The organism is Variovorax sp. OV084, assembly GCF_900111625.1.
Classification (GTDB): Bacteria; Pseudomonadota; Gammaproteobacteria; order Burkholderiales; family Burkholderiaceae_C; genus Variovorax.
On the sequence record NZ_FOII01000003.1, the window covers coordinates 497,792 to 524,286 of the forward strand.

Annotated in this window: 26 protein-coding genes and 1 tRNA gene; 13 read left to right on the forward strand and 14 right to left on the reverse strand. The window is 67.7% G+C overall.

What is annotated here, in order from left to right:
• Positions 1 to 94: 94 nt before the first annotated feature.
• From boxC to BMW87_RS12440, 4 genes are read left to right on the forward strand one after another with little or no spacing between them, the layout of a single operon-like run.
• Positions 95 to 1,771, forward strand: coding sequence for a 2,3-epoxybenzoyl-CoA dihydrolase (gene boxC, locus BMW87_RS12425; RefSeq protein WP_093076555.1), 1,677 nt, complete (start codon positions 95 to 97; stop codon positions 1,769 to 1,771).
• A gap of 31 nt (positions 1,772 to 1,802) precedes the next feature.
• Positions 1,803 to 3,230: a benzoyl-CoA 2,3-epoxidase subunit BoxB gene (gene boxB, locus BMW87_RS12430; RefSeq protein ID WP_093057056.1), complete on the forward strand. Its 1,428-nt coding sequence runs from the start codon at positions 1,803 to 1,805 to the stop codon at positions 3,228 to 3,230.
• Between the two features lie 50 nt (positions 3,231 to 3,280).
• A complete protein-coding gene (boxA, locus tag BMW87_RS12435; RefSeq protein WP_093076670.1) occupies positions 3,281 to 4,567 on the forward strand; it encodes a benzoyl-CoA 2,3-epoxidase subunit BoxA in 1,287 nt (428 codons plus the stop codon).
• A gap of 10 nt (positions 4,568 to 4,577) precedes the next feature.
• Positions 4,578 to 5,021 (forward strand): MaoC family dehydratase, encoded by a 444-nt coding sequence (locus BMW87_RS12440; RefSeq protein ID WP_093076557.1) that lies wholly within the window; start codon positions 4,578 to 4,580, stop codon positions 5,019 to 5,021.
• Positions 5,022 to 5,086: 65 nt separating this feature from the next.
• Here BMW87_RS12440 and BMW87_RS12445 read toward each other — a convergent pair whose 3' ends face one another.
• The 3 genes from BMW87_RS12445 to BMW87_RS12455 form a co-directional block, all read right to left on the reverse strand.
• Positions 5,087 to 5,566, reverse strand: coding sequence for an adhesin (locus BMW87_RS12445; RefSeq protein WP_093057054.1), 480 nt, complete (start codon positions 5,564 to 5,566; stop codon positions 5,087 to 5,089).
• A 177-nt stretch (positions 5,567 to 5,743) separates the two neighbouring features.
• Positions 5,744 to 6,772, reverse strand: coding sequence for an alpha/beta hydrolase family protein (locus BMW87_RS12450; protein WP_093076558.1), 1,029 nt, complete (start codon positions 6,770 to 6,772; stop codon positions 5,744 to 5,746).
• Between the two features lie 107 nt (positions 6,773 to 6,879).
• Positions 6,880 to 7,974 carry an AraC family transcriptional regulator gene (locus BMW87_RS12455; protein WP_093076560.1) on the reverse strand — a complete coding sequence of 365 codons (1,095 nt, stop codon included), beginning with the start codon at positions 7,972 to 7,974 and terminating at the stop codon, positions 6,880 to 6,882.
• A gap of 105 nt (positions 7,975 to 8,079) precedes the next feature.
• Here BMW87_RS12455 and BMW87_RS12460 point away from each other — a divergent pair, with 105 nt between their 5' ends.
• The 3 genes from BMW87_RS12460 (at position 8,080) to BMW87_RS12470 (ending at position 9,572) form a co-directional block, all read left to right on the forward strand.
• The gene (locus BMW87_RS12460) at positions 8,080 to 8,541 is read left to right on the forward strand and encodes an RrF2 family transcriptional regulator (protein WP_093057051.1); all 462 of its coding nucleotides are present in this window, start codon (positions 8,080 to 8,082) and stop codon (positions 8,539 to 8,541) included.
• The gene (locus tag BMW87_RS12465) at positions 8,531 to 9,433 is read left to right on the forward strand and encodes an NAD(P)/FAD-dependent oxidoreductase (RefSeq protein ID WP_093076561.1); all 903 of its coding nucleotides are present in this window, start codon (positions 8,531 to 8,533) and stop codon (positions 9,431 to 9,433) included. Before BMW87_RS12460 ends, BMW87_RS12465 begins: the two co-directional genes overlap by 11 nt.
• A 63-nt stretch (positions 9,434 to 9,496) precedes the next feature.
• Positions 9,497 to 9,572: transfer RNA gene (locus BMW87_RS12470), tRNA-Gly, on the forward strand.
• A 53-nt stretch (positions 9,573 to 9,625) separates the two neighbouring features.
• Here BMW87_RS12470 and fahA read toward each other — a convergent pair.
• The 7 genes from fahA to BMW87_RS12505 all read right to left on the reverse strand — a co-directional run bounded on the left by fahA (position 9,626) and on the right by BMW87_RS12505 (position 15,928).
• On the reverse strand, positions 9,626 to 10,948 hold the full coding sequence (fahA, locus tag BMW87_RS12475) for a fumarylacetoacetase (RefSeq protein WP_093076563.1): 1,323 nt from the start codon (positions 10,946 to 10,948) through the stop codon (positions 9,626 to 9,628).
• Between the two features lie 13 nt (positions 10,949 to 10,961).
• A complete protein-coding gene (locus BMW87_RS12480) occupies positions 10,962 to 11,768 on the reverse strand; it encodes a cyclase family protein (protein ID WP_093076564.1) in 807 nt (268 codons plus the stop codon).
• Positions 11,769 to 11,835: 67 nt separating this feature from the next.
• Entirely contained in the window at positions 11,836 to 12,627 is a 792-nt protein-coding gene (locus tag BMW87_RS12485; protein ID WP_093076566.1) for an ABC transporter permease, read from the reverse strand.
• A complete protein-coding gene (locus BMW87_RS12490; protein ID WP_093076568.1) occupies positions 12,624 to 13,394 on the reverse strand; it encodes an ABC transporter permease in 771 nt (256 codons plus the stop codon). Before BMW87_RS12490 ends, BMW87_RS12485 begins: the two co-directional genes overlap by 4 nt.
• Entirely contained in the window at positions 13,387 to 14,244 is an 858-nt protein-coding gene (locus BMW87_RS12495; protein WP_093076569.1) for an ABC transporter ATP-binding protein, read from the reverse strand. Before BMW87_RS12495 ends, BMW87_RS12490 begins: the two co-directional genes overlap by 8 nt.
• Entirely contained in the window at positions 14,241 to 15,185 is a 945-nt protein-coding gene (locus tag BMW87_RS12500) for an ABC transporter substrate-binding protein (protein WP_093076571.1), read from the reverse strand. The genes BMW87_RS12495 and BMW87_RS12500 overlap by 4 nt, the downstream gene beginning before the upstream one ends.
• Complete coding sequence (locus BMW87_RS12505) at positions 15,182 to 15,928, reverse strand: TetR/AcrR family transcriptional regulator (RefSeq protein WP_093057042.1); 747 nt, start codon at positions 15,926 to 15,928, stop codon at positions 15,182 to 15,184. The genes BMW87_RS12500 and BMW87_RS12505 overlap by 4 nt, the downstream gene beginning before the upstream one ends.
• A 100-nt stretch (positions 15,929 to 16,028) precedes the next feature.
• On the opposite strand from BMW87_RS12505, the gene BMW87_RS12510 reads away from it, so the two are divergent.
• Together BMW87_RS12510 and BMW87_RS12515 are read left to right on the forward strand one after the other, a co-directional pair.
• Positions 16,029 to 18,035, forward strand: coding sequence for an acetoacetate--CoA ligase (locus BMW87_RS12510; protein WP_093076572.1), 2,007 nt, complete (start codon positions 16,029 to 16,031; stop codon positions 18,033 to 18,035).
• A 7-nt stretch (positions 18,036 to 18,042) separates the two neighbouring features.
• Positions 18,043 to 18,486 (forward strand): YbaY family lipoprotein, encoded by a 444-nt coding sequence (locus BMW87_RS12515; protein ID WP_256216736.1) that lies wholly within the window; start codon positions 18,043 to 18,045, stop codon positions 18,484 to 18,486.
• Here BMW87_RS12515 and BMW87_RS12520 read toward each other — a convergent pair.
• The 3 genes from BMW87_RS12520 to BMW87_RS12530 all read right to left on the reverse strand — a co-directional run bounded on the left by BMW87_RS12520 (position 18,483) and on the right by BMW87_RS12530 (position 22,343).
• Positions 18,483 to 20,420 carry an adenylate/guanylate cyclase domain-containing protein gene (locus BMW87_RS12520; protein WP_093076575.1) on the reverse strand — a complete coding sequence of 646 codons (1,938 nt, stop codon included), beginning with the start codon at positions 20,418 to 20,420 and terminating at the stop codon, positions 18,483 to 18,485. The two genes, BMW87_RS12515 and BMW87_RS12520, sit on opposite strands and share 4 nt — an antisense overlap.
• A gap of 218 nt (positions 20,421 to 20,638) precedes the next feature.
• Positions 20,639 to 21,349 (reverse strand): 2OG-Fe(II) oxygenase, encoded by a 711-nt coding sequence (locus tag BMW87_RS12525; RefSeq protein WP_093076577.1) that lies wholly within the window; start codon positions 21,347 to 21,349, stop codon positions 20,639 to 20,641.
• A gap of 91 nt (positions 21,350 to 21,440) precedes the next feature.
• Positions 21,441 to 22,343, reverse strand: coding sequence for a LysR substrate-binding domain-containing protein (locus BMW87_RS12530; RefSeq protein WP_093076578.1), 903 nt, complete (start codon positions 22,341 to 22,343; stop codon positions 21,441 to 21,443).
• Positions 22,344 to 22,530: 187 nt separating this feature from the next.
• Between BMW87_RS12530 and BMW87_RS12535 the strand changes: the two genes are divergently transcribed.
• The 4 genes from BMW87_RS12535 to BMW87_RS12550 all read left to right on the forward strand — a co-directional run bounded on the left by BMW87_RS12535 (position 22,531) and on the right by BMW87_RS12550 (position 25,994).
• Positions 22,531 to 23,730 (forward strand): acyl-CoA dehydrogenase, encoded by a 1,200-nt coding sequence (locus tag BMW87_RS12535; RefSeq protein ID WP_093057036.1) that lies wholly within the window; start codon positions 22,531 to 22,533, stop codon positions 23,728 to 23,730.
• Positions 23,731 to 23,735: 5 nt separating this feature from the next.
• On the forward strand, positions 23,736 to 24,971 hold the full coding sequence (locus BMW87_RS12540; protein ID WP_093057035.1) for a CaiB/BaiF CoA transferase family protein: 1,236 nt from the start codon (positions 23,736 to 23,738) through the stop codon (positions 24,969 to 24,971).
• A gap of 13 nt (positions 24,972 to 24,984) precedes the next feature.
• Positions 24,985 to 25,416, forward strand: a complete 432-nt coding sequence (locus BMW87_RS12545; RefSeq protein WP_093057034.1) for a VOC family protein — start codon at positions 24,985 to 24,987, stop codon at positions 25,414 to 25,416.
• 158 nt (positions 25,417 to 25,574) lie between these two features.
• Positions 25,575 to 25,994: an organic hydroperoxide resistance protein gene (locus BMW87_RS12550; protein ID WP_093057033.1), complete on the forward strand. Its 420-nt coding sequence runs from the start codon at positions 25,575 to 25,577 to the stop codon at positions 25,992 to 25,994.
• Positions 25,995 to 26,005: 11 nt separating this feature from the next.
• On the opposite strand, the gene BMW87_RS12555 is transcribed toward BMW87_RS12550, so the two are convergent.
• Positions 26,006 to 26,464, reverse strand: a complete 459-nt coding sequence (locus tag BMW87_RS12555) for a CopD family protein (protein WP_093076580.1) — start codon at positions 26,462 to 26,464, stop codon at positions 26,006 to 26,008.
• Positions 26,465 to 26,495: the final 31 nt, after the last annotated feature.

Below are 26,495 nucleotides of genomic sequence, written 5' to 3' on the forward strand. Positions count from 1 at the left end.
TTTGCATGCAGCATGATGCATGTCATCGGAGCAAGAAAGTGCACTATCTTTCCTGTTCACGGTTTCCGAACACTGCCCCACAGGAGACTTCCGCATGACCGACACCACCACGCTCCAGGCGCCCCCGCGCGTCGACTACCGCACCGAGCCCGGCCAATACCGCCACTGGTCCCTGAGCTTCGACGGTGCCATCGCGCGCCTCGTGCTCGACATTGCGGAAGACGGCGGCATCCGCCCCGGCTACAAGTTGAAGCTCAACAGCTACGACCTGGGCGTGGACATCGAGCTGAACGACGCGCTCAACCGCGTGCGCTTCGAGCACCCCGAAGTGCGCAGCGTGATCGTCACCAGCGGCAAGGACCGCATCTTCTGCTCGGGCGCCAACATCTTCATGCTCGGCGTCTCGGGCCATGCGTGGAAGGTCAACTTCTGCAAGTTCACCAACGAGACGCGCAACGGCATCGAAGACTCCTCGAAGCATTCGGGCCTGAAGTTCCTCGCGGCCGTGAATGGTGCCTGCGCGGGCGGCGGCTACGAACTGGCACTGGCCTGCGACGAGATTTTGCTGGTGGACGACCGCTCCTCCGCCGTGTCGCTGCCCGAAGTGCCGCTGCTCGGCGTGCTGCCCGGCACCGGCGGCCTGACCCGCGTGACCGACAAGCGCCACGTGCGCCATGACCTCGCTGACATCTTCTGCACCAGCGTCGAAGGCGTGCGCGGCCAGCGCGCGGTCGACTGGCGCCTGGTCGACGCCGTGGCCAAGCCCGCGCAGTTCGCCGCTGCGGTGCAAGACCGTGCTTCGCAGCTCGCCGCAGGCAGCGACCGCCCCGCCGGCGGCAAGGGCGTGGCCCTGACCCGCCTCGAGCGCACCGACAGCGCCGACGGCATCGCCTATTCGCACGTCAACGTGCAGATCGACCGCAGCAAGCGCACCGCCACGATCACCGTCAAGGCGCCCACCGGCGCGCAGCCGGCCGACATCGCCGCCATCGAAGCCGCAGGCGCCGCCTGGTGGCCGCTCGCGATGTGCCGCGAACTCGACGACGCCATCCTCAACCTGCGCACCAACGAACTCGACACCGGCACCTGGCTGCTCAAGACCGAAGGCGATGCCGCCGCCGTGCTCGCGTCGGACGCCGTGATGCTTGCCAACAAGGACCACTGGCTGGTGCGCGAAACCATCGGTGCGCTGCGTCGCACGCTGGCACGCCTCGATGTTTCTTCGCGCAGCCTGTTCGCGCTGGTCGAGGCAGGTTCGTGCTTTGCCGGCACGCTGGCCGAGCTGGCCTTCGCCGCCGACCGCACGTACATGCTTGCGCTGCCCGACGATGCCGACCGCGCACCCAAGCTCACGCTCGACGAGTTCAACTTCGGCTTCTTCCCGATGGTGAACGACCAGAGCCGCCTGCAGCGCCGCTTCTATGAAGAGGCCGCGCCGCTCGAAGCCGCGCGCGCCGCCGCAGGCAAGGCGCTCGACGCCGACGAAGCGCTGAAGCTCGGCCTGGTCACCGCCGCACCCGACGACATCGACTGGGACGACGAGATCCGCATCGTCATCGAGGAGCGCGCCGCCATGTCGCCCGACGCGCTCACCGGCCTCGAAGCCAACCTGCGCTTCGCGAGCAAGGAGAACATGGCCACCCGCATCTTCGGCCGGCTCACCGCCTGGCAGAACTGGATCTTCAACCGCCCCAACGCCGTCGGCGAAAAGGGTGCGCTCAAGGTCTACGGCACCGGCGAAAAGGCCGGCTTCGACATGAACCGCGTTTGAGCTGACAGTCCGCACAACCCAAGGAACAACGATGAGCACGATCAACTACAGCGAGAAGATCCCCAACAACGTCAACCTCGGCGAAGACCGCACGCTGCAGCGCGCGCTCGAAGGCTGGCAGCCCAACTTCATCAACTGGTGGGACGACGTGGGCCCCGAAGGCTCCACCAACCACGAGGTGTACCTGCGCACGGCCGTGAGCGTCGATCCGCAGGGCTGGGCCCAGTTCGGCCACGTGAAGATGCGCGACTACCGCTGGGGCATCTTCCTGAACCCGGGCGACGCCAACCGCGAAGTTCACTTCGGCGACCACAAGGGCGAGAAGGCCTGGCAGGACGTGCCCGGCGAACACCGCGCCAACCTGCGCCGCATCATCGTGACGCAGGGCGACACCGAGCCCGCATCGGTCGAGCAGCAGCGCCATCTGGGCCTCACGGCGCCAAGCATGTACGACCTGCGCAACCTGTTCCAGATCAATGTGGAAGAAGGCCGCCACCTGTGGGCGATGGTCTATCTGCTGCACAAGCACTTCGGCCGCGACGGGCGCGAGGAAGCCGAGGCGCTCTTGCAGCGCACCTCGGGCGACGAGAACAACCCGCGCATCCTGGGTGCGTTCAACGAGCGCACGCCCGACTGGCTCGCGTTCTTCATGTTCACGTACTTCACCGACCGAGACGGCAAGTTCCAGCTTTCGGCGCTGGCCGAAAGCGCGTTCGATCCGCTGGCGCGCACCACGAAGTTCATGCTGACCGAGGAAGCGCACCACATGTTCGTGGGCGAAAGCGGCGTGTCGCGCGTCATCGCGCGCACCGCTCAGGTGATGAACGAGCTGAAGACCGATGACGCGCAGAAGGTGCGCGCCGCGGGCTGCATCGACCTGGGCACCATCCAGCGCTACCTGAACTTCCACTACAGCGTGACCATCGACCTGTTCGGCGCCGACCAGTCGAGCAACGCCGCCATCTTCTACAGCTCGGGCCTGAAGGGCCGCTACGAAGAAGGCAAGCGCACGGACGATCACATCCTCAAGGGCCAGACCTACAAGGTGCTCGAAGTGAAGGAAGGCCAGCTCGTCGAGAAAGACGTGCCGATGCTCAATGCACTGAACGAAGTGCTGCGCGACGACTTCATCAAGGACTCGGTGGCCGGCGTCGGCCGCTGGAACAAGGTGCTGGAAAAGGCCGGCATCCCGACCCGCCTGGTGGTGCCGCACAAGGCCTTCAACCGCCAGATCGGCGCGCTCGCCGGCATCAAGATGTCGCCGGAAGGCCGCGTGGTGAACGACGTGGAATGGGCCGCCAAGCGCGACGAATGGCTGCCGAGCGCCGAAGACTTCGCTTTCGTGGCATCGTTGATGGGCCGCGTGGTGGAGCCGGGCAAGTTCGCAGGCTGGATCTCGCCGCCGGTGATGGGCATCAATCGCCAGCCCGTGGACTTCGAATACGTGCGTTTCGGCTGAGCGCCTGGATATGAATCCCTCGTCCCCACGGCGAGGGGATGGAGAACAACATGGACATGGCCGTTGAAGCCGGGGTCATCAAGCAGCACCTGATCGACCCCGAGATCTGCATCCGCTGCAACACTTGCGAGGCCACCTGCCCCGTCAACGCGATCACGCACGACGACAACAACTACGTCGTGCGAGCCGACGTCTGCAACGGCTGCATGGCCTGCATCTCGCCGTGCCCGACGGGCTCGATCGACAACTGGCGCACGATGCCGCTGGTGCGCGCGTACACGATCGAGGAACAGCTCACCTGGGAATCGCTGCCCGCCGAGCTCTCGCCCGAAGAACTGGAAGCGGCCGGCGTGTCTGCCGAAGCCGCTGGCGATGCCGCCGCGCCTGAGCAAACCCAGGCGCAAGCCCAGGCTGCAGTCGAATCCGTCGAGCCGGCCTTCAACTCCGCGCAGTACGGCGCCACCGTGCCGCCCTGGTCGGCTGCGCACGCCTACACCAATCTCTTTCCGCCGAAGACGCCGACCACCGCCACCGTGGTGGGCAACTTCAACTGCACCGAGGCGGGCTTCGACAGCGAGACGCATCACATCGTGCTCGACTTCGGCGTGTTGCCATTCCCGGTGCTCGAAGGCCAGTCGATCGGCATCGTGCCGCCTGGCGTTGACGCCATCGGCAAGCGTCACCATGCGCGCCAGTACTCGGTGGCCAGCCCGCGCAACGGCGAGCGGCCCGGCTACAACAACGTCTCGCTCACCGTGAAGCGCGTGACCGAAGACCATGAAGGCGAGCCGGTGCGCGGCGTGTGCTCCAACTACGTGTGCGACCTGAAGGTGGGCGACACGGTGCAGGTGGTGGGGCCCTTCGGCGCGTCGTTCCTGATGCCGAACCACCCCAGGTCGCACATCGTGATGATCTGCACCGGCACCGGCAGCGCGCCGATGCGCGCCATGACCGAATGGCGCCGCCGGCTGCGCAAGAGCGGCAAGTTCGAAGGCGGCAAGCTGATGCTGTTCTTCGGCGCCCGCACGCAGCAGGAGCTGCCGTATTTCGGCCCGCTGCAGTCGCTGCCCAAGGACTTCATCGACATCAACCTCGCGTTCTCGCGCACGCCGGGGCAACCCAAGCGCTACGTGCAGGACCTGATGCGCGAACGCGCCGCCGACTTGGCCGCACTGCTGAAAGACGGCAGCAGCCACTTCTACGTGTGTGGCCTCAAGAGCATGGAAGAGGGCGTGGTGCTCGCACTGCGCGACGTGGCGAAGGAAGCGGGGCTCGACTGGGACTCCGTCGGCGCTGCCCTGAAGCGCGAAGGCCGCCTGCACCTCGAAACGTACTAAGCTGCGGCGGATGAAGTTCGCCGACTTCCATGCGGGCCAGGTCATCGAGGCCGGCCCTTACGTGCTTACTGAAGCCGAGCTCCTGCAGTTCGCGCGGGCCTACGACCCGCAGTGGTTTCACACCGATGCCGATGCGGCTGCCGACAGCCCCTTCGGCGGGCTGATCGCCAGCGGCTGGCACACGTGCTCCATCGCGATGCGGCTGGTGGTCGGCGCGGCGCTCGCCGGCTCTGAGTCTTTTGCGTCGCCGGGGCTCGAGCATGTGCGCTGGCCCAACCCCGTGCGGCCCGGCGACGCGCTGCGACTGGTGGCAGACGTGATCGAGGTGCGCCGCTCCGAGAAGCGCCCCACGCTCGGCATCCTGCGCTGGCGCTGGCGGCTCTTCAACCAGCGCGAGCTGGTGGTGCTCGACGCGGAAGTCACCAGCCTGTTCAAGCTCAAGCTGGCCGACTGAGGCTTCATCAATTAAAAAGCCCGCAACGCGGGCGCTGCGGGCTTTCTTCGGCTTGGCCGCCGGGGTTACTGCTGCTTGATGTCGACAGCGCCCGAGCCTTGGGCCTTGGCGCGAGCCTTTGCGCCGGCGTTTGCCGGCTTCACGGTACCGGCGGTCGAGCCCACGGCGCCGGTTGCGCCATTCAGCGTGCTGCCAGCGGTGTTCGCCACGCCGCCCACTGCATTCGTGGCGCCGCCGACAGCGCCGGTGGCACCACCCAGTACGCCACCGACGGCATTGCCAACGCCGCCTGTCGAGTTGCCGGCCGCGTCGGTGGCGGTAGTGCCGGCATTCGTGCGGGCGCCTGCGGCCGCACCGGTGCGTGCACCGGCGCCTGCTGCGGCTCCGCCCTGTGGGGAGCCGGTGCCGGCGGCGCCCGAAGTGTTCACGTCTGCATTGACTCCCACGCCGACCCCGACGCCTTGCGCCTGGGCTGCGCCGCCGACGGCCAGGAGGCCTGCGAGCAGGGCGCCGAGGAAGATGCGGTTGTGTTGCTGTTGCTTCATGGGTGACTGTTCCTTTCGTAGCATGGTCACGATTTCAAGAACCGACCGAGGTTCGATCGATTCGGGTGCAACCATGGCCGGGCCGCCATCTGTCGCCATGTGCGCGACAGTCGCCCACGCGTGTGGGAATCGGCTGTCGGCGAAATCAGAGGCTCGTACGTTAGGCCCCGGCCCGCATCAAGGCAGCAGATGCGTGCTGAAGAATGCTGTTGTCTTGCGGTTCACGTCCGGTAACACGCCGGCGCGGTCGAAGCCAGACGGGTCGTTGAGCATGTCGCCGATCAGCCCGGTGAGTCCCGGCGGCAGCGGCGACAGCAGCGAACCGTGCCCGGCGGTGGGCATGTCGGCAATCAGTTCGCAGCGCGGCAGGCAGGCCGCCAGCACCCGGTCGCTGTGAAAGCGCGGGATCAGCCAGCGGTCTTGCCGGGCGGTGATGAGCCCCAGCGGCACGCGCGGGTTGGCCAGCGAGGCCATGTCGAAATCGGCCGACGAAGGCACGGCCGCCGCGATGGCGGCGATGCGCGGGTCGGTGTGCTCGCGCGGGGTGGCGTCGTCGAAGCGATGGCGGATGACCCACAGCGCGGCCCATTTCTTCAGGCTATCGAAAGGCCCGCCCGTCAGCCGCATGATCAGGCCGACACAGGACTGGAAGTCGTCCGCCAGGTTCGCCTCGCAATGCTGTTTGAACCCGGCCGGCGACCAGCGCCCGCCCGCGAGGCTCAGCGCCGTATGCCCGCCGGCCGACATGCCGTACATGCCGACCTTGTCGAGTTGCAGCAGCGGCGCGAAGCGCGGGTCGCGAGCCACTGCGTCGATGGCGCGCGACACCTCGGCCGGGCGCATCGACCAGCTGTCGGGACCGGGGTTGCTGTCGTCCTTGTAGTTGTCGGCCTTGTGTTCGGGCATGGCGACGATGAAGCCGGCGTCTACCAGGCTGCGCGCCAGGTCCACGTGCACCCACGGCGCGCCGCCGGAGCCGTGCGAGACGACGACCAGCCGGCCATTGCCGCGCACCGGTGCGCCCTGCGCCGCCATGTCGAGCGTGAAGCGGGCGCGCCGGGTCGGCTGGGCCGCATCTGCGGATGGATAGAACACGGTCACCGGGCCGTCATCGGCCGTGGCGGCAAGCTCCGCCATGCCCATCGAGGCTTGGGCCCATCCGGACCACAAGGCCAGCAGGAAGATGAAATGGAAACGTCGTCGCATCGAACTCCTTGTCATCGGAGGCCCATGCCCCCGGCGACCCGGACGATGCAGCGGCGCGCCGGCCGCGTCTTGCCGAAAGCCGCAAACGCGGTTTTCGGCAAGAGATTTCAGGATTCGGCCAGCTTCTGCTTGCGGAATTCGGTGGGCGTGAGGCCGGTGGCGGCCTTGAACGCGCGGTTGAACGGGCCGATGGACTGGAAGCCCGCGGTCAAGGCGATGGTCAGCACCGGCAGCTCGCGCTTCGAGGAGTCGGCCAGCGCCGCCGTGGCCTCGGCCAGCCGGAAGCCGTTGACGAAGGCGTTGAAATTGCGATGGCCCAGCCGCTGGTTGATGAGGCGGCGCAGGCGGTATTCGGGCACTGAGAGCCGCGCGGCGAGGGCCGCGATGCTCAGGTCTTCGCTGCGATAGGCGTGATCGACCGCCATGGCGTGTTGCAGGGATTCGGCGAGGCGGTCTTCGGCGGGGTCGGGGGCCGGGGGGTCGACGGGGGGCGGTTCGACCGTTGGGATAGGCGCATCCGGAACCACCGCGGCCGGAAACAGCTCCGACCCCGCCAGCCGCACCATCCGCCAGGCCACCACCGCCACGATCAGCAGCAGCATCGCCACATCAGCCGTCGCCGACAGGCTGGACAGCTGCCCGCGCGGCGAGGCCAGCCGGACGACCAGCATCCCGACGCTGTAGCCGACGCCCGTCACCACGATGAACACGCGCAGCCGGCGCCGCCCCTCCACCAGATCCGCCCGCCATTGCGAGGCTGCCGCCATCGCGGCCAGCACCGCGAACACCAGTGGCACGGCGCGCTGAACGCCCATCGTCACCGGTGCGAGCACCGAGGCGCTGCCCGCCACCACCGCGCAGTTGAGCGCGGCCACCGCGGCCACCACGAGCCAAGCGGCAACGTGCACGGGCCGCGGCCTGAAGTCATCGTTGAACAGTGCCTGCACGAACACCCAGAACAGCACTGCATTGCCGACCGCCACGGCGACGAACGGCGACTGCCACACGCGCGGCACGAGCGATTCGAAGGCCGGCGCGGAGCCGATGACCTGGATGCACAGGCCCAGCGTCAGCAGCACGCCGGCGTGCGCGACCGGCAGGCGAGGGCGGTCGCGGCCGAGGACCAGCGCGAGCACGAGCAGCAAGGCCAGCAGCACGCCGCGCAGGGCGGCGTCGAGCAGGGTTGTCGGGGCGGGCGTCATGGTGCGGCCCGATTCTCACCTCAGTGTCGTGACAACCGACGGGCGTTCCGGCCCCGCAAGACCCTTCGGCACGCCATGACAAACATATGCAACTCATAATGTTGCATGAAACGAGACAGCAAGCTTTCAGCCGTTCTCCACGTGCTCCTGCACATGGCCGAGATGAACGACCCCGTCACGTCCGAGTCGCTCGCGGCCGCGATGCACACCAACCCGGTCGTCGTGCGCCGCCTCATGGCCGGCCTGCGGCAGGCGGGGTTCGTCAGCTCGGCCAAGGGCCATGGCGGCGGCTGGGTGCTGTCGTGCTCGCTGGCGGCGGTGACGCTGGGCGACATCCACAACGCCGTCGGCGCGCCCGCGCTGCTGGCAATGGGCAATCGCACCGAGAGCCCGGGCTGCATCGTCGAGCAGGCCGTGAACGCGGCGCTCGACGGAGCGTGCGACGAGGCCGAGGCGCTGCTGCTCAGGCGTTTCAACAGCATCACGCTGGCCGATCTTTCCAGGGACTTCCACCGCCGCATGACGGGCGGCGGCTTTACATCGAAGGACATTGAACATGCGCTATGACGCTCTTGTCGTGGGCGGCAGCTTTGCCGGCCTTTCCGCTGCCATGCAGCTGGCTCGCGCACGAAGGAACGTGTGCGTCGTCGATGCGGGCGCGCCGCGCAACCGCTTTGCCGCGGCGTCGCACGGTTTCTTCGGGCAGGACGGCGTGCCGCCCTTGAAGATGATTGCCGACGCGCGCGACAAGCTGCTTGCGTATCCGTCCGTCAAGTTCGTCAGCGGCAGTGCGGTGGCCGCGAGCGCCGATGGTGTCGAGGGATTCACGCTGTCACTGGACAACGGCGAGCAGGTCTCGACCCGCAAGCTGCTCCTGGCGTACGGCATTCAGGACGGCCTGCCCGGCATCGCCGGCATCAGCGAGCGCTGGGGCAAGAGCGTGTTGCACTGCCCCTATTGCCACGGCTACGAGTTCAGCGGGCGTCCACTGGGCGTGCTGTTCCACAGCGGGCATCCGCCGGACCATTCGCTGCTGATCAACGAGTGGGGCCCGACCACGGTCTTCCTGAATGGCGGCGACGGACCTGATGCCGAGACGCGCGCGAGGCTGCAGTCGCGCGGCGTGGTGATCGAACCGGGGCGCATCGTGGGCCTGGAAGGCGCGGCGCCTCAGCTTGCCGGCGTGCGCATCGACGATGGCAGGCTCGTGCCGATCGAGGCGCTGTACGTGGTGCCGCACACGCGTCCGTCCAGCCCGCTGGCCGAACAGCTCGGCTGCGCCTTCGACGACGGCCCCTTCGGCCCGGTGCTGCGCGTCGACGGCATGAAGATGACGACGGTGCCCGACGTCTACGCGGCGGGCGACCTCTCTATGAAATTCACCAATGCCACGCTGGCCTCGGCGGACGGCCTGATGGCCGGCGTGTCGCTGCATCGGTCGCTGGTGTTCGACGCATGAGCGAACTTTTTTCCCGGATCCGGGAAAAGTGGCTCAAGATCACCCTATAATCTGAGGCTTCACGCGGGAATAGCTCAGTTGGTAGAGCGCAACCTTGCCAAGGTTGAGGTCGAGAGTTCGAGACTCTTTTCCCGCTCCACATTGCAGAAAAAGGCCACCTCATCGGGTGGCCTTTTTCATTGGTGCCTCAGGTCAACCCCTGGCCGCCAACACCGTCCCCCGGCTCTCCCCAAACCCGATGCGCGCATGCCCCGGCTTCTCGCACCAGCCGCGCAGCAGCACCGCATCGCCGTCTTCCAGAAAACCGCGTTGCTCGCCATTGGTCAGCGTCACCGGGCTTTGCGCGGCGCGCGTCAGTTCGATGATTGCGCCGGCTTCACCTGCACCGGGCCCGGAGATCGTGCCGCTGCCGAACAGGTCGCCCGGGTTCAGGCTGCAACCGCCCATCGTGTGGTGCGTCACCATCTGCGCGACGCTCCAGTACTGGTGCCTGAAGCTCGTGGACGACAGGCGCGACGGTCCGGTCTTCTCCTTGCGCGCCTTCTCGCTTTCGAGCCAGACCTCCAGGCGGATGTCGAGCGCACCGCTCTCGCGATTCTTCGCGTTCTCCAGGTACGCGAGCGGTTGGGGCTCGCTCGCTGGCCGCGTCCACGCCTGCCGGTAGGGCACGAGCGCTTCCATCGTCACGATCCATGGCGAGATCGTGGTTGCGAAGTTCTTCGCGAGGAAGGGACCGAGTGGCGCCATCTCCCAGAACTGGATGTCGCGCGCAGACCAGTCGTTCAGCAGGCAGATGCCGAAGATGTGTTCTTCCGCATGTTCGAGCGCAATGGGCTCGCCCTGCGCATTGCCCGTGCCGATCCACACGCCTAGCTCCAGCTCGTAGTCGAGCCGCGCGCAGGCCTGATACGTCGGCGCCTTCGCGCCCGGCGCCATCGCCTGCCCCATCGGCCGGTGAAAGCGCTGGCCGCTCACGCCGATGGTCGACACGCGCCCGTGGTACGCGGTCGGAATCCAGCGGAAGTTGGGCGTCACGTCGCCTTCGGGGTTGAACAGGCGTGTGATGTTCAGCGCATGGTCGATCGAGGTGTAGAAGTCGGTGTAGTCGCCGATGCGTGCAGGCACCGTGTATTCGACTTCGGCCTGCGGCACCAGGCATTCGCGCACGGCCTGTACCGTGGCGACGGGTGCGTCGTTCTTCAGCAGGTCGAAGAGCGCGTGCCGCAGCGCCTTCCACGCGGCGCCGCCGAGCGCGAAGAAGTCGTTCAGCGCGGGCAGCGCGGCCGCTCGCGCCGCATCGAGTGCAAGACCGTCGAGCTGTTGCTGGGCGGCCAGCGCCGCAAGGTCCAGCACCTGGTCGCCGATGGCGACGCCGCCGCGAAACGCCTCGCTGCTGCCCGCGCGGCGAAACACCGCATGCGGCAGATTCTGGATCGGAAAGTCGCTGTTCGCTGCATTGGCCGATTCGACCCAGCTGCGCGCGTTGGCGTCGTGCGTGTGGTTGAGTGCACTCATGGTGAAGAGGCCCTCACACCGAAGCCATCAGCGCGTCGTCGAAGATCGCGACCGCGCGCGTCCACCCCGCCGACGCGCCGCGGATCTTGTGCGGAAAGCAGCTGATGAAGAAGCCCGTGGGCGGCAGCACTTCGAGGTTGTGCAGCTTCTCGATGTGGCAGTAGCCGATGTCGCGGCCGGCCTTGTGGCCTTCCCAGATCAGCGAGGCGTCATGCGTCTCGCCGTACTTCTTCGCGGTGTGCACGAAGGGCGCGTCCCAGCTCCATGCGTCGGTGCCGGTGAGGCGCACGCCGCGCTCAAGCAGGTACATCGTCGCCTCGTAGCCCATGCCCGCGCCGGCCGACACGTAGTCGGGGTTGCCGTAGCGCGAGCCGGCGCGCGTGTTGACCACCACGATCTCCAGCGGACTCAGCGTGTGGCCGATGCGCTTCAACTCGGCCTCGACGTCGTCGGCCGTCACCACATAGCCGTCGGCGAAGTGGCGAAAGTCGAGCTTCACGCCCGGCTGGAAGCACCATTCGAGCGGCACGTCATGGATCGCGATGGCGGGCTTCTTCTCGCCCAGCGCCTTGTCCATGGTCGAGTGGAAGTGATAGGGCGCATCGAGGTGCGTGCCGTTGTGCGTCGACAGCTGCACCAGCTCCACCGCCCAGCCTTCGCCGTCGGGCAGGTCTTCGCGCTGAAGGCCGGGAAAGAAGGGCTCGATCTGCTCGTAGGTCTGCTCGTGCGTGAAGTACTGGATCTTCGGTGCGAAGGCCGGCGGGTCGGAGAGCACGTCGTTTTCGAGAAAGATCGAGAGGTCGACGAATTTGCGTGGCATGGCGGGGCTCCTTGTGGGGTGTTCGTGTTGGAAGAAAAGGAAGAGAGGGAAAGAGAAGAGGAAGGAATCAGGGCTGCTGCCAGCGCAGCAGGCGTTTCTCGGCAAAGGCCAGCAGCGCGTTGCTCACGAAGCCGATGAGCCCAAGCAGCACGATGCCGGCGAACAGGTCGCTCGCGCGAAAGGCGCGCGCGGCCAGCAGAATGGCCTGGCCCAGGCCGCTTTGCGAGGCGATCATTTCGCCCACCACCGCGACGATCAGCGCAATGGTCAGCGCGAGCCGCATGCCGGCCAGGATGTCGGGCATCGCATTGGGCAGGCCCATCTTCCAGATGTACGCCGCGCGCGACATCTGCAGGCAGCGCGCCACTTCCGACAGGCGCGGCTCCACCGCCGCGAAGCCGTGCACCGTTGCCAGCAGCACCGGCCACATCGCGCCGAAGGCGACCACGAAGAGCACCATGCCGGGGTTCAGCCCGAAGATCGAAATCGCCAGCGGCAGAAGCGCCGAGGCGGGCAGGGGGCGAATGAACTCCAGCGTCGGCTGCACCCACGCACGCACCGAGGGCGACACGCCGATGGCCGCGCCCAGCAGCACGCCGAAGAGCGAAGCGAGCAGCCAGCCCTCGATCATCCGGCCCACAGTAGCCTGCGTGAAGCCGAGCAGTTCGCCGTTGCCGCCTTCGCCGGAGAGGTTGAGTCCTTCGAGCAGGCTGGAGAAGGTAGCCTGCGGCGTCGGCAGGAACACGCGGCTGACCCAGCCCGCGTTGCTCGCGACCCACCACAGCGCGAGCAGCGCGAGCAACACGCCCAGCGAGCCGAGCCAGTTCAGGCCGGTGCGATTGTTGTTGTTGCCGCTCATGACGGCACCCCCATGCGCCGCGACACCACGCGCTGCAACAGCAGCATGCCCGCGTTGACCGCAAAGCCCACCACCCCGATCCAGCCCAGCCAGGCGAGCATCAGCGCGGGGTCGAAGCTCTGCTGCGCGATCATCATCGCGTAGCCCATGCCATTCGGGTTGGCGGCGATCTCCACCGTCACGGCCACCACCAGCGCCACCGCCACGCCCAGCCGCAGCGCGACGAACAGGCGCGGCACGATGGCCGGCAGCACGATCTTGAAGGCCCGCTCACGCGCCGACAGGCCCAGCACGCGGCTGACTTCGAGCAGCCGTGGCTCGATCTGCTGCACCGCCGACTGCACCAGCACCAGCAGCGGCCAGAAGGTGGCGAAGGCGACGATGGCCAGTTCCATGCGCACGCCGAAGCCGAAGGTCAGCATCGCGAGCGGAATCAGCGCGACCGAAGGCACCGGGCGCAGCACCTCGATGGAGACGGAGCCGAGCTGCGCCGCGCGGCGCGAGAGTCCGAGCACCAGGCCCAATGCGATGCCGAGCACAGCGCCCAGCAGCAAACCAAGTGCCGCGGTGCCGAGCGTGAAGCCGGTGGCCTGCCAGAGCGAGCCGTCCATGGCCGCGCCGACGAATGCCTTGGCCGCAGCACTCGGTGGCGCGAGCGCATCGCTGCCCAGCGCGGCTGCACGTCGCGCGTACCACTCGAAGGCTCCGACGAGCACCACCGGAAACACCCACGGCCGCAGCCAGCGGAAGAGGCGGTTCTCAGTCATGGCCCTGCTCGATGAAGGCGAACAGTTCACGCCGCAACTGCAGGTACTCAGGATGCTCCTTCGTCGTAAGCTGGTCGCGCGGCCGGGGGATCTTCACGTCGATCATCCGCGCGAGACTCGGCCGCCCCGGCCCCGGGTTGGCCTGCAACGCGATCACGCGGTCACCGAGGTAGATGGCCTCTTCCAGGTCGTGCGTGACGAACAGCACCGTGAGCCCGTCATCGCGCACCAGTCGCGCGAGCTCGTCCTGCAGGCTCTGCCGCGTGAGCGCGTCGAGCGCGCCGAAAGGCTCGTCCATCATCATCAGCTCGGGCTTCTGCGCGAGGCAGCGTGCAATCTGCGCGCGCTGCTGCATGCCGCCCGACAGCTGCACCGGAAACTTCTGCGCATGCTTCGCGAGGCCGACCTTGCCGAGCACGTCGGCGATGCGCGGCGCGCGCTCGGCGGCGGGCACGCCGGCCGCTTCCAACGCGAGGCTCACATTGCCTTCCACCGTGCGCCAGGGCAGCAGCGCGCGGCCGTAGTCCTGGAACACGAAAGCGACTTCGCGCGAAGGCTCGGTCATCTTCACGCCGTTGCGCCGCACCTCGCCCGCGCTCGCAGTGACGAGCCCGCTGGCCGCGCGCAGCAGCGTGGTCTTGCCGCAGCCGCTGGGGCCGACGATGCAGACGAACTCGCCGCGCGCCAAGTCGAACGAGGTGGGCGACAGAATCTCGCGCCCGCCGAGGCGGATGGTCACGCCGTCGAAGCGCAGGAAGGGAGTGGCTTGCATCGTGGGGCTGGCCGGCGAATGAAAGGCGCTCGCCGACAGCGCGGCGCGTGCGGTGATGGGGGCAGGCGCTGAGATCACTTCGCCACCAGCTTCGCAACGTCGATGCTCGTCTTGAGCATGTCTTGCTCTTTCATCAGCCCGGTCCAGTAGGCGAGCTGCTTTTCCGTCACCACGGGGCCGGGCGGCGAGATCTGCACCTTGGCCAGCACTTCGGGCGGCAGCTTGATGTATTTGCCGATGGCAGCGCGCACCTTGGCGTCGTTCTTCGGCTGCTGCATGAACGCGCCAGACTCGACCAGTGCTTCGCGAAAGGCGCGTGCCGCCGCCGGATTCTTCGCCACCCACTCGCGCTTGGCCGCATGCACGATGGTCTGGTTGTTCTCGGGCAGGAAGGTCGAGTAGTACGAAGCCACGTAGCCCGCGCCGCTCTCGGTGATGCGGCTCATGAACGGGTCGGCCGACACCACTGCGTCGACCGAGCCGCCGCGCAGCAGGTCGGCATGCTGCGGGAATGCGGCCTCGACGAAGTTGACCTTGCGGTAGTCCACGCCGCTGTCTTTCAGCCATGCGCGGAAGGTCACGTGCAGGAAGGCGCCGAGGCCCGGCACACCGATCTTCTTGCCAATGCAGTCTTGCGGACCCTTGATGCCCGAGCCCGCGCGCGCCACCAGGCCGAAGCCGGTGATGGTCTTCGAGGTGAGGCCGCCGCCGGCCACCAGCACCAGGTCGAGCCCGCCATCCACCGCCTGCAGGAACACCGAGGGCGTGGGCCCGCCGATCTGCAGCGAGTCGGACTGCAGCGCCGCCGGGATCGTCGAGTTCAGCGGGATGAACTTGAGCTCGACCTCGAGATTGCGCTTCTTGAAGTAGCCCTCTTCGGCCGCCACGAAGACCGAGGCGAAGTCGGTCACGGCCGTGTAGCCGAACACGATCTTCGGGTTGGACTGGGCGCGCGAAGGCAGCGCGGCGGTGACCGATGCTGCGGCAAGCGCCGACAGCAGGGTGCGTCGTTTCATCATGGCTTTTGTCTCCTGGAGATGGTCTTGTTCGTGCGTGGGGTCTTGGGCCGCGGCAGCGCGGCGCGCAGGCCGCCGACGATGAAGCTCACCAGCATCGGCGCCACGGCCGGGTCGGCGCGCGTGTTCTCGCCGCGCGAGAGCCGTTCGATGCGGCTGTCGTTCAGGTGGTGCAGCAGCGAGCCCAGCGCGAACTGATAGCCCCAGGCCGCCTGGCTGCGCGTGGCATGCGGCAGCGCGACGTGCAGCGCATCGATGTACGCCTCGGCCAGCGGGTCGAAGTAGGCGCGCAGCACGCGGTCGGCTTCCTCGGTGGCGTGGTACAGCTCGCGCGCGACCAGCAGCGCGTAGTACTCGCCCTCTGAACTTGCGCGCAGCGCCAGCACGGGCGCGGTGAAGGCTTCGATGATGCGCGGCAGCGTGCGCGCGTCGTCGGGGTCGATGTTCACAGCGGCCAGCCCCGCGAGCCGCGCCTCGATGGAGTGGCCCCAGTGCTCGAAGATCGCGTGAAACAGCTCGTGCTTCTGGCCGTAGTAGTAGCCCACCAGCGCCAGCGGCACGCCGGCCTCCTCGGCGATCTGGCGGATCGTCACCACGTGGTAGCCGTGCTGCGCAAAAAGCTTCTCGGCCGCCAGCAGGATCGCCTGCTTGCGATCGGGCCGCGCAGTCGCGATGGCGACTGCGGCGGGGGGCGGCGTCGCGGCGCGCGAGGTAATGCGCCTTGCGGCAGGTGTGCGGGTGCTCATGAGGGCGTATTGAACGCTTGTACAAAAACATTGAACACGCGTACAAACCCTGAGGTCAACCCCGATTGAGCACGGTCGTTCGCAGCGCTACGCTCGTGCCATGTCCGCTCCCAACATCCCCCAGATCCGCCTCTATCAAGACTGGCTGCGCGAGACGCGCGGCCTCGTGTTCGACAGCTACGACGCCCTGTGGCGCTGGTCCGTCACCGAGCTCGATGCCTTCTGGCAGAGCATCTGGGACTACGCCCGCATCGAGTCGCCCACGCCGCACACAGCCGTGCTTGCCGAATCGCGCATGCCCGGCGCGCGCTGGTTCCCGGGCGCCCAGGTCAACTACGCACGCGAGGTGCTGCGCCATGCCGATGCGGCACACGCGGCCGGCATGCCCGCCATCGTGAGCGACAACGAACGCGGCGAAGTGCGCGAGATGTCGTGGCCCGAAATGCGCCGCCAGGTTGCGTCAGTAGCGCTCACGCTCAAGTCGCTCGGCGTGCAGCGCGGCGATCGCGTTGCGGCCTACATGCCCAACGTGCCCGAGACCATGGTGGCCTTTCTCGCGTGCTCCAGCATCGGCGGGATCTGGAGCGTGTGCGCGCCCGACATGGGCACGGCCGCAGTGGCCGACCGCTTCCGCCAGATCGAGCCCAAGGTGCTGATCGCCGTCGACGGTGTTCATTACGGCGGCAAGCCGCTCGACCGCAGCGCCGTGCTGCAGGAGCTGCGGGGCCAGCTGCCGAGCGTGCAGAAGCTGCTGCTGGTGAAGTCGCCGTACGCCGCCAGCGCAGTGCCGCATGACGTCGACTGGGCGCAGGCCATCGACCGCAACGGTGCCGAGGTCGCAGCCTTCGAGCCCGAATGGCTGCCCTTCGACCACCCGATCTGGATCGTATATTCGAGCGGCACCACCGGCCTGCCCAAGCCCATCGTGCACGGGCAGGGCGGCATCATCCTCACCATGCATGCCTGCGGCCTGCACAACGACGTGGGCGCGAGCTATGGCGCCAACAACTTCGGCGAGCGCTACCACTGGTACAGCTCCACCGGCTGGGTCATGTGGAACTCGCAGCTCTCGGGCATGGCCTTCGGCGCCACCATCTGCATCTACGACGGCAACCCGGCGGGCAGCAAGGAGAAGCCCGACTGGAGCGTGCTGTGGCGCTTCGTGGCGCGGCACAAGGTCACGTTCTTCGGCGCGGGCGCGGCCTACTTCACCAACTGCATGAAGGCCGGCCTTGTCGCGAAGGAATGCGGTGACCTGTCGCGCGTGCGGGCACTCGGCAGCACCGGCTCGCCGCTGCCCGAAGAGGTGCAGCGCTGGGGCTCCAGGCAGATTCTCGAGGCGGGTTCGAAAGAGGTGTGGTGGTGCAACATTTCCGGCGGCACCGATTTCTGCGGCGCCTTCGTCGGCGGCAACCGCGACCTGCCCGAAGTGCCGGGCCAGATGCAGTGCCGCGAACTCGGCCATGCGGTCGAGGCGTGGAACGAGCAGGGCCAGCCGGTCATCGGCGAAGTCGGCGAGCTGGTGTGCACCAAGGCCATTCCGTCGATGCCGCTCTACTTCTGGGGCGACGAAGGCAATGCGCGCTACGTGTCGAGCTACTTCGACACCTACCCCGGCGTGTGGCGCCACGGCGACTGGATCAGGATCGGCGAGGACGGTGGCTGCATCATCTACGGCCGCAGCGACGCCACCATCAACCGCCAGGGCCTGCGCATGGGCACCAGCGAGATCTACAGCGCCGTCGAGGGCCTGCCCGAGGTACTCGACTCGATGGTGGTCGACCTCGAATACCTGGGCCGCGACAGCTACATGCCGCTGTTCGTGGTGCTGCGCCCCGGCGTGTCGCTCGACGACGCCATGCGCACGCGGCTCAACAACGCCATCAAGACTTCGCTGTCGCCGCGCTTCGTGCCCAACGACATCTTCCAGGTGGCCGAGATTCCGCGCACGCTCTCGGGCAAGAAGCAGGAGCTGCCGATCAAGAAGCTGCTGCTGGGCCAGCCTATCGAGAAGGTGGTCAACCGCGAGGCGATGGCAAACCCCGGCAGCCTGGACTGGTACGTGGCCTTTGCCGCACAGCGTGCCTCCGCAAGTGCCTCCGCATAATGGCCGCATGAAAAGACGCACCAGCCTCCTCATGTTCTCCGTCATCGCGGGCGCCTCGTTGCTGAGCGCTTGCGCAGTGCCTTCTTCGCCAGCTGCAGGCGGTGCCGCGCAGCTTCGCGTGAGCGGCACCGTCACCTACCGCGAACGCATCGCGCTCGACCCCGCGGCCGAAGTCGTGGTGCAGTTGCTCGACGTGTCGCGCATGGACGCGCCCTCGACCGTGCTTGCCGAGCAGCGCATCAAGGCCAACGGCAAGCAGGTGCCCTTTGCCTACGAGCTGAAGGTGGATGCCGCGCGCATCGACCCGCGCATGCGCTACGCCGTGTCGGCGCGCATCTCGCGCGGCGAGCAGCTGCTGTTCATCAACGACACGCAGTATTCCGTGCTCACGCAAGGCGGCGCCACCAGCGCCGACCTGGTGCTGGTGCGCGTCGCCCAGGCTCCGCGCTAGGAAGTCATCAGCTCGTAGAGCACCATGCGCGTCTGCCGGCCGCGCAGTTCCGCCTGTTCCTCGATGCGCCGCGTGTGAAGCCGGCCGCCGAGCCCGGCGAAGGTGGTTTCCGACATCAGCGTCTGCGTGCCGAGCTGCTTGTTGAAGCCCTCGATGCGGCTCGCCACGTTGATCACGTCGCCGAACGCCGTGTACGACAGCCGGTCGTTCGAGCCCAGCACCCCCGCGATCACCGTGCCTGTGTGGATGCCCACGCGCGTGCGGAACTCGGGCAGGCCCTGTGCCGCCCACTTGCGGTTGAGATCGTCCATCTCCACGTGCAGCTCCAGCGCGGCCAGGCAGGCCTTGTATTCCGCGTCCTTCAGGTCGGAGGGCGCGCCCCACAGCACCATGATGCCGTCGCCGATGAACTTGTCGACCACGCCGCCGTGCCGCGCGAACACGCCCGTCGCCAGGTTGAAGTACTCGGTCAGCATGACCACCAGCACGTCGGTGTCGAGCGACTCCGAGATCGAGGTGAAGCCCTCCACGTCGGTGAACATCACCGTCACGCGCCGCGGTGAGCCGCTGGGTGCGAGCGTGTGGCCCGCGTCGATCAGCTGGTTGATCACGTCCACCGGCACGAACTTGCTGAAGGCCTTCAGGCTGCGCGCCGAGTCGTCCAGGGCCTGGTCGAGGTGCTGGATCTCGAGCACCCGGCTCGGTTCGCGCGGCAGGTTGTCCAGCTCCAGCAGGCCGATGCGGCGCGCGATGTGCGAGAGGTTCTCCACCGGCGCAGTCACCAGCTTCGACAGCTTCAGCGACATGAACAACGCCATCGCCAGGAAGACCAGTGCCAGCGCCAGGCCCCACAGCACCGCGCGGTGCAGGTCGCCCAGCAGCATGTCTTCGGGCACCCAGCTCACCAGTTGCCAGCCGGTGCTGGGAATGCGCGAGGCCTGCACCAGATAGCGGCGGCCTTCGTGGGTGAAGGAAAACTCGGTGTCGGTGCCGCCGCCCGCCGTGCCGTCGGCCACCATGTGCGCATGCAATGCACCGAGCACGCCGCTGGGCGGCTGCAGCTCGTGCAGCACGCCCGGCATGTCGCTGCGCGCGAGCACGCGGAAGTCGGCGCTCAGCAGCGCGCTGTCGCCGTAGCCGTCGCTGCTGAACTGGCGCACGAATTCCGACAGCCGCCCGAGCGACACGTCGCCCGCCACCACCAGCGCCTGCGCGCTGCTGTCGGCGTAGCGGCGCTTGCTGGGCAGTGCGTAGGTCACGCCAAGCTCCTGCGCGGCTGCGAACACGTACGGCTGCGTCCAGATGGGCCCCTGTGCCTTGCATGCCTGCACGTACCAGCTGCGCTGCGTCGGGTTGTAGTTGCTGCGGAACGACTCGAGGCGCTGCGTGGCATAGCGCTGCTGCACGTCGGCCTCGGCATCCAGCGGCAGCTTGTACTGCCAGGTCTCGGTGGTGGAGTCTGCGCCGCGCTCGATGTAGCGCGTGGCCGGCACCGGGTAGCGCAGCGCCATCAGCATCTGGCCCTTCTCGTTGCTGACGTAGATGCTGTCGAGCTCGGGCGACTGCTGCAGCAGCGTCCAGAGCAGCTCCGCCGTTCTTTCGGAGTGCTCGCCCGCGGGCTGCAGGCTGGGGGCGGTGCCCACCGCGTTGATGACCGACTCGGCTTTCTGCAGAAAGGCCAGCACCTTGTCTTCGGTGCGGTCATGGTTGGCCTTGTGCGCGGACACGCCGATGCGCGACACCAGCCGCTGCGAGCCCCAGTAGCCGAGCGACACCAGCAGCAGCGACTGGGCCAGCGCCACCACGCTGACGATGGTGCCCACGTCCACCCGGAAGCGGCGCGAGCGCCCGGCCGGTGCCGGTTGTGTGACAGATTTTTCGACCGACGGCTTTCCAGCCACTTCCGGATTCCCGGAAGAGTTCTTGTTGTTCATACAGCTCCCTGACGACCACTCGAATGCACCCGCTGCAGCGAAGCCGCGGGCCGACCTTCGGTGATCCACGGCCTCGATCGTTGGTGTCGGGGATCCTGGTGGCGCCGGAGGCGGGCGCGATTTTCGCTCGACTTCGGCTGTCCGTGCGGTACTGAACAGCGCCGCGGTGGCTCAGGCCTGTCTAGACCGGAGTCGTGGAAGCGCGTGGGAGCGGCCCTTCAGCGCGCGTCGTGAAAGATGATGCCCAGCGTATGCCGCCGCCCCGAACGCACGCGGCTCACGCCGTGGCGCATCGTCACGCGGTAGCTGCCGCGCGTGCCGGCCACCGGCCGCTGGTTGACCGCGAAGATCACCGCCTCGCCCTGCGCGAGCGATACCACCTCGGCGCGCGACTGCATGCGCGGGCGCTGCTCGGTCAGCACGAACTCGCCGCCGGTGAAGTCTTCGCCCGGCTTGCTCAGCAGCACCGTGAGCTGCAGCGGAAACTGCAGGTCGCCGTACAGATCCTGGTGCAGGCAGTTGTAGTCGCCCTCGTCGTAGCGCAGCAGCAGCGGGGTGGGGCGCAACTGGCCCGCCGCGTGGCAGCGCGCGAGATACGCGGTGTGGTCCGGCGGATAGTCGGCCGGCTGGCCCATCGCCGCGGCCCACGCATTGGCCAGCGGCGCGAGGCGTTCGTACAGCGCGCTGCGGTATGCCGCGAGCCTGGGCGGCAGCGGGTTTGCAAAGTATTGGTACTCGCCTCGTCCGAAGCCGTGGCGCTGCATCACCACGCGGCTGCGAAAGCGGTGGCCTTCGTCGTACATGGCGGTGAGCGCGGCGCATTCCTCGGGAGTGAACAGCTGGCCGATGACGGCGCAGCCGCGGGCGGCGAGGTCCGCTTCGATGCGGGGCCAGTCGAGCGAATCGATGCGGGAAGGCTTTCTTGTCATGCGCCCAGTGTCCCGCCTGCGAACCATCGAGGCTCGCCGTTTCCGGACGCGGGTTTCGATTCGCTCGGCATCACGCTGCGCTAGCGGCGCGTCAACCCTGCCGGGCCTGCTCCAGCAGCCAGTCGCTGAAGAACTTCAGCAGCGGCCGCTGATCGGCCCGCTCCGGCGTCACGAGGTAGTAATTGCGCTCGCCCGAAAGGGGCCGAGCGCACGCCACCACCAGCTCGCCGCGTGCCAGTTCGTCAGCCACCAGCATCGTCGGCATCAGCGCCACGCCGAGCCCGTGCGACGCGGCCGCGGCCAGTATCGAGAACAGCTCGTAGCGCGGACCACCGCGCGCGTTGGGCGCGTCGATCTGCTGCGCGTCGAACCACTGGCGCCAGCCGTCGGGCCGCGTGCTTTGCTGCAGCAGCGGCATCTTCGCGATGGCGGCCGGCGTCACGGCCTTGCCGCGTGGGAGCAGCGACGGGCTGCACACCGGCACCACGTCTTCGTGCATCAGCAGCAGCGCGCGCGTACCGGCCCAGTTCTCTACCTGCGCGGGCGTGCCGGCGTACAGCGCGGCGTCGAACTCGGCGTCGGCAAACAGAAAGGGACGGGTGCGCGTCTCGATGTGCACAACCACGTCGGGCTGCAGCGCCGCGAAGCCCTTCAGGCGCGGCATCAGCCAGCGGGTGGCGAAGGTGGGCACGGCCGCCAGCGAGAGCGAGCCGCCTTCGCCCTGGTGGGCCATTGCGTCGAGCGTGTCGCGCTCCATCGCTTCCAGCCGCTTGGTGATCTGCCGCGCGTAGGCCGCGCCGCTGGCCGTGAGCGCTACCCCGTGCCGCGTGCGGCGGAACAGCGCCACGCCGAGGAAGGCTTCGAGCGTGCCGATCCGGCGCGACACGGCGCTTTGGGTGAGCGCCAGTTCCTGCGCAGCGCGGGTGTAGCTCTCGTGGCGCGCGGCGGCGTCGAAGCACACGAGGGTTTGCAGGGGTGGGATCTTGCGGCGCATGTATGCCTCGGGTGTATGTATGAAACCCTGGCCTCACCAATGAAGAGGCCGATCGAACATCTTGCAAGACATTCTACGAACGCATATCTGGGTGCGGAATCATCGTTTGCGTCATGCCCCCCGCATGGCTAGCATCGGCCCCATTCCCCCTCTTTTCACCTTTCCCCTAATTTCCGGAGACAGCCACATGGCCGCCAAAGCGCAATTCCACTGGGACGACCCCCTTCTTCTCGACCAGCAACTGACCGACGAAGAACGCATGATCCGCGACGCGGCCAATGCCTACTGCCAGGAGCGCCTTGCGCCCCGCGTCATCGAAGGCTTCCGCACCGGCGAAACCGACCCCGCCATCTTTCGCGAAATGGGCGCGCTCGGCCTGCTGGGCCCGACGATCCCCGAGCAGTACGGTGGCCCCGGCCTCAACTACGTGGCTTACGGCCTGATCGCCCGTGAAGTCGAGCGCGTCGACTCGGGCTACCGCTCGATGGCCAGCGTGCAGAGTTCGCTGGTAATGGTGCCGATCTTCGAATTCGGCACCGAAGCGCAAAAGCAGAAGTTCCTGCCCAAGCTCGCCACCGGCGAATGGATCGGCTGCTTCGGCCTGACCGAGCCCGACCATGGCTCCGACCCCGGCAGCATGGCCACGCGTGCCAAGAAGGTGCCGGGCGGCTACTCGCTCAGCGGCTCGAAGATGTGGATCAGCAACTCGCCCATCGCCGACGTGTTCGTGGTGTGGGCCAAGGAAGTCAGCGAAAGCGGCACGGTCGGCCCCATCCGCGGTTTCGTGCTCGAGAAGGGCATGAAGGGCCTGTCGGCTCCGGCGATCCACGGCAAGGTCGGCCTGCGCGCCAGCATCACCGGCGAGATCGTGATGGACGGCGTGTTCTGCCCCGAAGAAAACGCCTTCCCCGAAGTGCAGGGCCTCAAAGGCCCGTTCACCTGCCTGAACAGCGCCCGCTACGGCATCTCGTGGGGCGCGATCGGCGCCGCCGAAGACTGCTGGCATCGCGCCCGCCAGTACACGCTGGACCGCAAGCAGTTCGGTCGCCCGCTCGCCGCCAACCAGCTCATCCAGAAGAAGCTGGCCGACATGCAGACCGAGATCACGCTGGGCCTGCAAGGCAGCCTGCGCCTGGGCCGCATGAAGGACGAAGGCATCGCCGCGGTGGAAATCACCTCGATCATGAAGCGCAACAACTGCGGCAAGTCGCTCGACATCGCCCGCATGGCGCGCGACATGATGGGCGGCAACGGCATCAGCGACGAATTCGGCGTGGCCCGCCACCTGGTGAACCTGGAAGTGGTCAACACCTACGAAGGCACGCACGACATCCACGCGCTCATCCTGGGCCGCGCCATCACCGGCATTGCAGCTTTCGCCAACTGAGCCGCATGACCAAGCCCGCAGCACTCGACGGCATCAGGGTCCTCGATCTGTCCCGCGTGCTCGCGGGCCCGTGGTGCACGCAGATCCTGGCGGACCTGGGCGCCGACGTCGTCAAGATCGAGCGCCCCGGCGTCGGCGACGACACGCGCACCTGGGGTCCGCCCTTCATCAAGGACGCGAACGGCAACGACACCGACCAGGCCAGCTACTTCACGTCCTGCAACCGCAACAAGCGTTCGGTCACGGTCGACATGGCCACGCCCGACGGGCAGGCGCTGCTCAGGCAAATGGCGGCGCAGGCCGACATCGTGGTGGAGAACTTCAAGACCGGTGGCCTCAAGCAATACGGCCTCGACCACGAGAGCCTGCGCGCGGCCAACCCGCGCCTCATCTACTGCAGCGTGACCGGCTTCGGCCACGACGGCCCTTATGCCGAGCGCGCGGGCTACGACCTGATGATCCAGGCCATGACCGGCATGATGAGCATCACCGGTCGTCCTGATGACGTACCCGGTGGTGGCCCGTTGCGCGTGGGCGTGGCGCTCACGGACCTGTTCACCGGCGTCTACGCCAGCACCGCCATCCTCGCGGCGCTGCAGGTGCGCGACCGCACCGGCGAAGGCCAGCACATCGACATGGCGCTGCTCGACGTGGGCATGGCCATCCTCGCCAACCAGGCGAGCGCGTTCCTCAACACCGGCAAGGCGCCCGAACGCCAGGGCAACACGCACCCGAGCCTCGCGCCGTATCAGGACTTTCCGACGCAAGACGGCTCGATGCTGCTGGCCATCGGCAACAACGGGCAGTTCGCGCGCTTCTGCGAAGCAGCGGGCCATCCGGAATGGGCGACCGACGCGCGCTTTGCCACCAACACACTGCGCGTGAAGCACCGTCTGGTGCTGATCCCGATGATGGAAGAACTCACGCGCACCCGCACCACGGCCGCGTGGGTCACGCTGCTCGAAGACAAGGCCGTGCCCTGCGGCCCGATCAACGACATTGCCCAGGCCTTCGATGACGCGCAAGTCAAGGCGCGCGGCCTTGCGGTCACGCTGCCGCGCGATGCGGGCGACGGCATCGCCAGCATCACGGGCGTGGCGAGCCCGCTGCGGCTGACGGCCACGCCGCCCGTGCTGCGCCACGCACCACCGGCGCTGGGTCAGCACACGCAGGAAGTGCTGGCGGAAATGGGCATCGACTCCGCCCGCTTCGACGCCCTGCGATCGGCCGGCGTGGTTTGACCACCAGGCAGCCATGACGAGCCCGATGCGCACGCCACCGTTCTCGGTGCTGCGCATCGACCACATCGTGCTGCGCGTGAAGGACATCGAACGCGCCATCACGTTCTACCGCGACGTGTTGGGCTGCGCCATCGAGAAGCGCCGCGACGACCTGGGGCTCGTGCACCTGCGCGCCGGCGCGAGCCTGATCGATCTGGTCACGCCCGATGGCCCACTGGGCAGGCAGGGCGGGGCGCTTGCCGGCGTGGAAGGCCGCAACGTCGATCACATCTGCCTGCGCATCGAGCCTTTCGACGAAGCCGCCATTCGCGCGCTGATGGCTGCCCACGGCGTAGCGGTGAACGGCGAGGTGCAGAACAACTTCGGCGCCGAGGGCAATGGCCCCTCGATCTACATCGCCGACCCCGACGGCAACACCGTCGAGCTCAAGGGCGCTCCTCGCTGACCTGCGGCTCGACGGAGCGGCCGCTTTGTACGCCAGTGTGTCTGGCCGCCCGCCGCACACACGGGCATGCAAAAGTGCGCCCCGCTCGACACATCGCGGATACAGCCCGCCGATTCAATCCATGCATCGCCATTCCGGCGAGCCTGAAAGGAATTCCCATGAGCTCCACCACCGCAAAGATCCTCTACACCGGCAAGACCCACACCACCGGCGGGCGCGACGGCGCATCGCGCAGCGACGACGGGCGCCTCGATATCCGGCTTTCGTCGCCCGGCACCTCTGGCGCGGGCACCAACCCCGAGCAGCTGTTCGCCGCGGGCTGGTCGGCCTGCTTCATCGGCGCGATGGGCAAGGCGGCCGGCGCGATGAAGATCAAGCTGCCCGCCGACCTGGCCGTCGATGCCGAGGTCGACCTGGCCAACGAAGACGGCCAGTACTTCCTGCGCGCGCGCCTGAACGTGAGCCTGCCGGGCCTCGAGCGCGAAACCGCCCGCGCTGTGGTCGACGCCGCGCACCAGACCTGCCCGTACTCCAAGCTCACGCGCGGCAACATCGACGTCGAGCTCAACCTGGTCTGAGCGCCGCAGCCTCAGCCAGCCCGCCCGATGGTCGCCACGCCGAACACGATCACGCCCAACACCAGGTTCACCATCACCAGCTTGCGCACGGTGTTGAGCCGCGCGGCCGCCACCGGCCAGGCGCTTTCTTCCACCGCGCGCCGCATTGCCTTGAACACCGAGGCGCGGATGTAGACGTAGATGGCGGCCATCACGATCGCGATGCTCATCATCGCCTCGATGCGCCAGTGCAGGCCGCGGAAGCCGCCCGTCGAGAGGATCATCGCCACGCCGGTCACGAACAGCAGCGTGACCGACGCGTCCACCCCCACGAAGAAGCGCCGCAGCGTCGCGGCCATCATGCGCAGGCGCAGCGGCGGCTCCAGCGTGGCGACGGCGGAAGGGCGCACCGCGAAGTGCATGGTCGCCATGCCGCCGACCCAGAAGGCGGCGCAGAGCAGGTGGATGAAAAGCGGAATGGCGTACGACATGGGGCCCGATCAGAACACCGAAAGGGCGAGG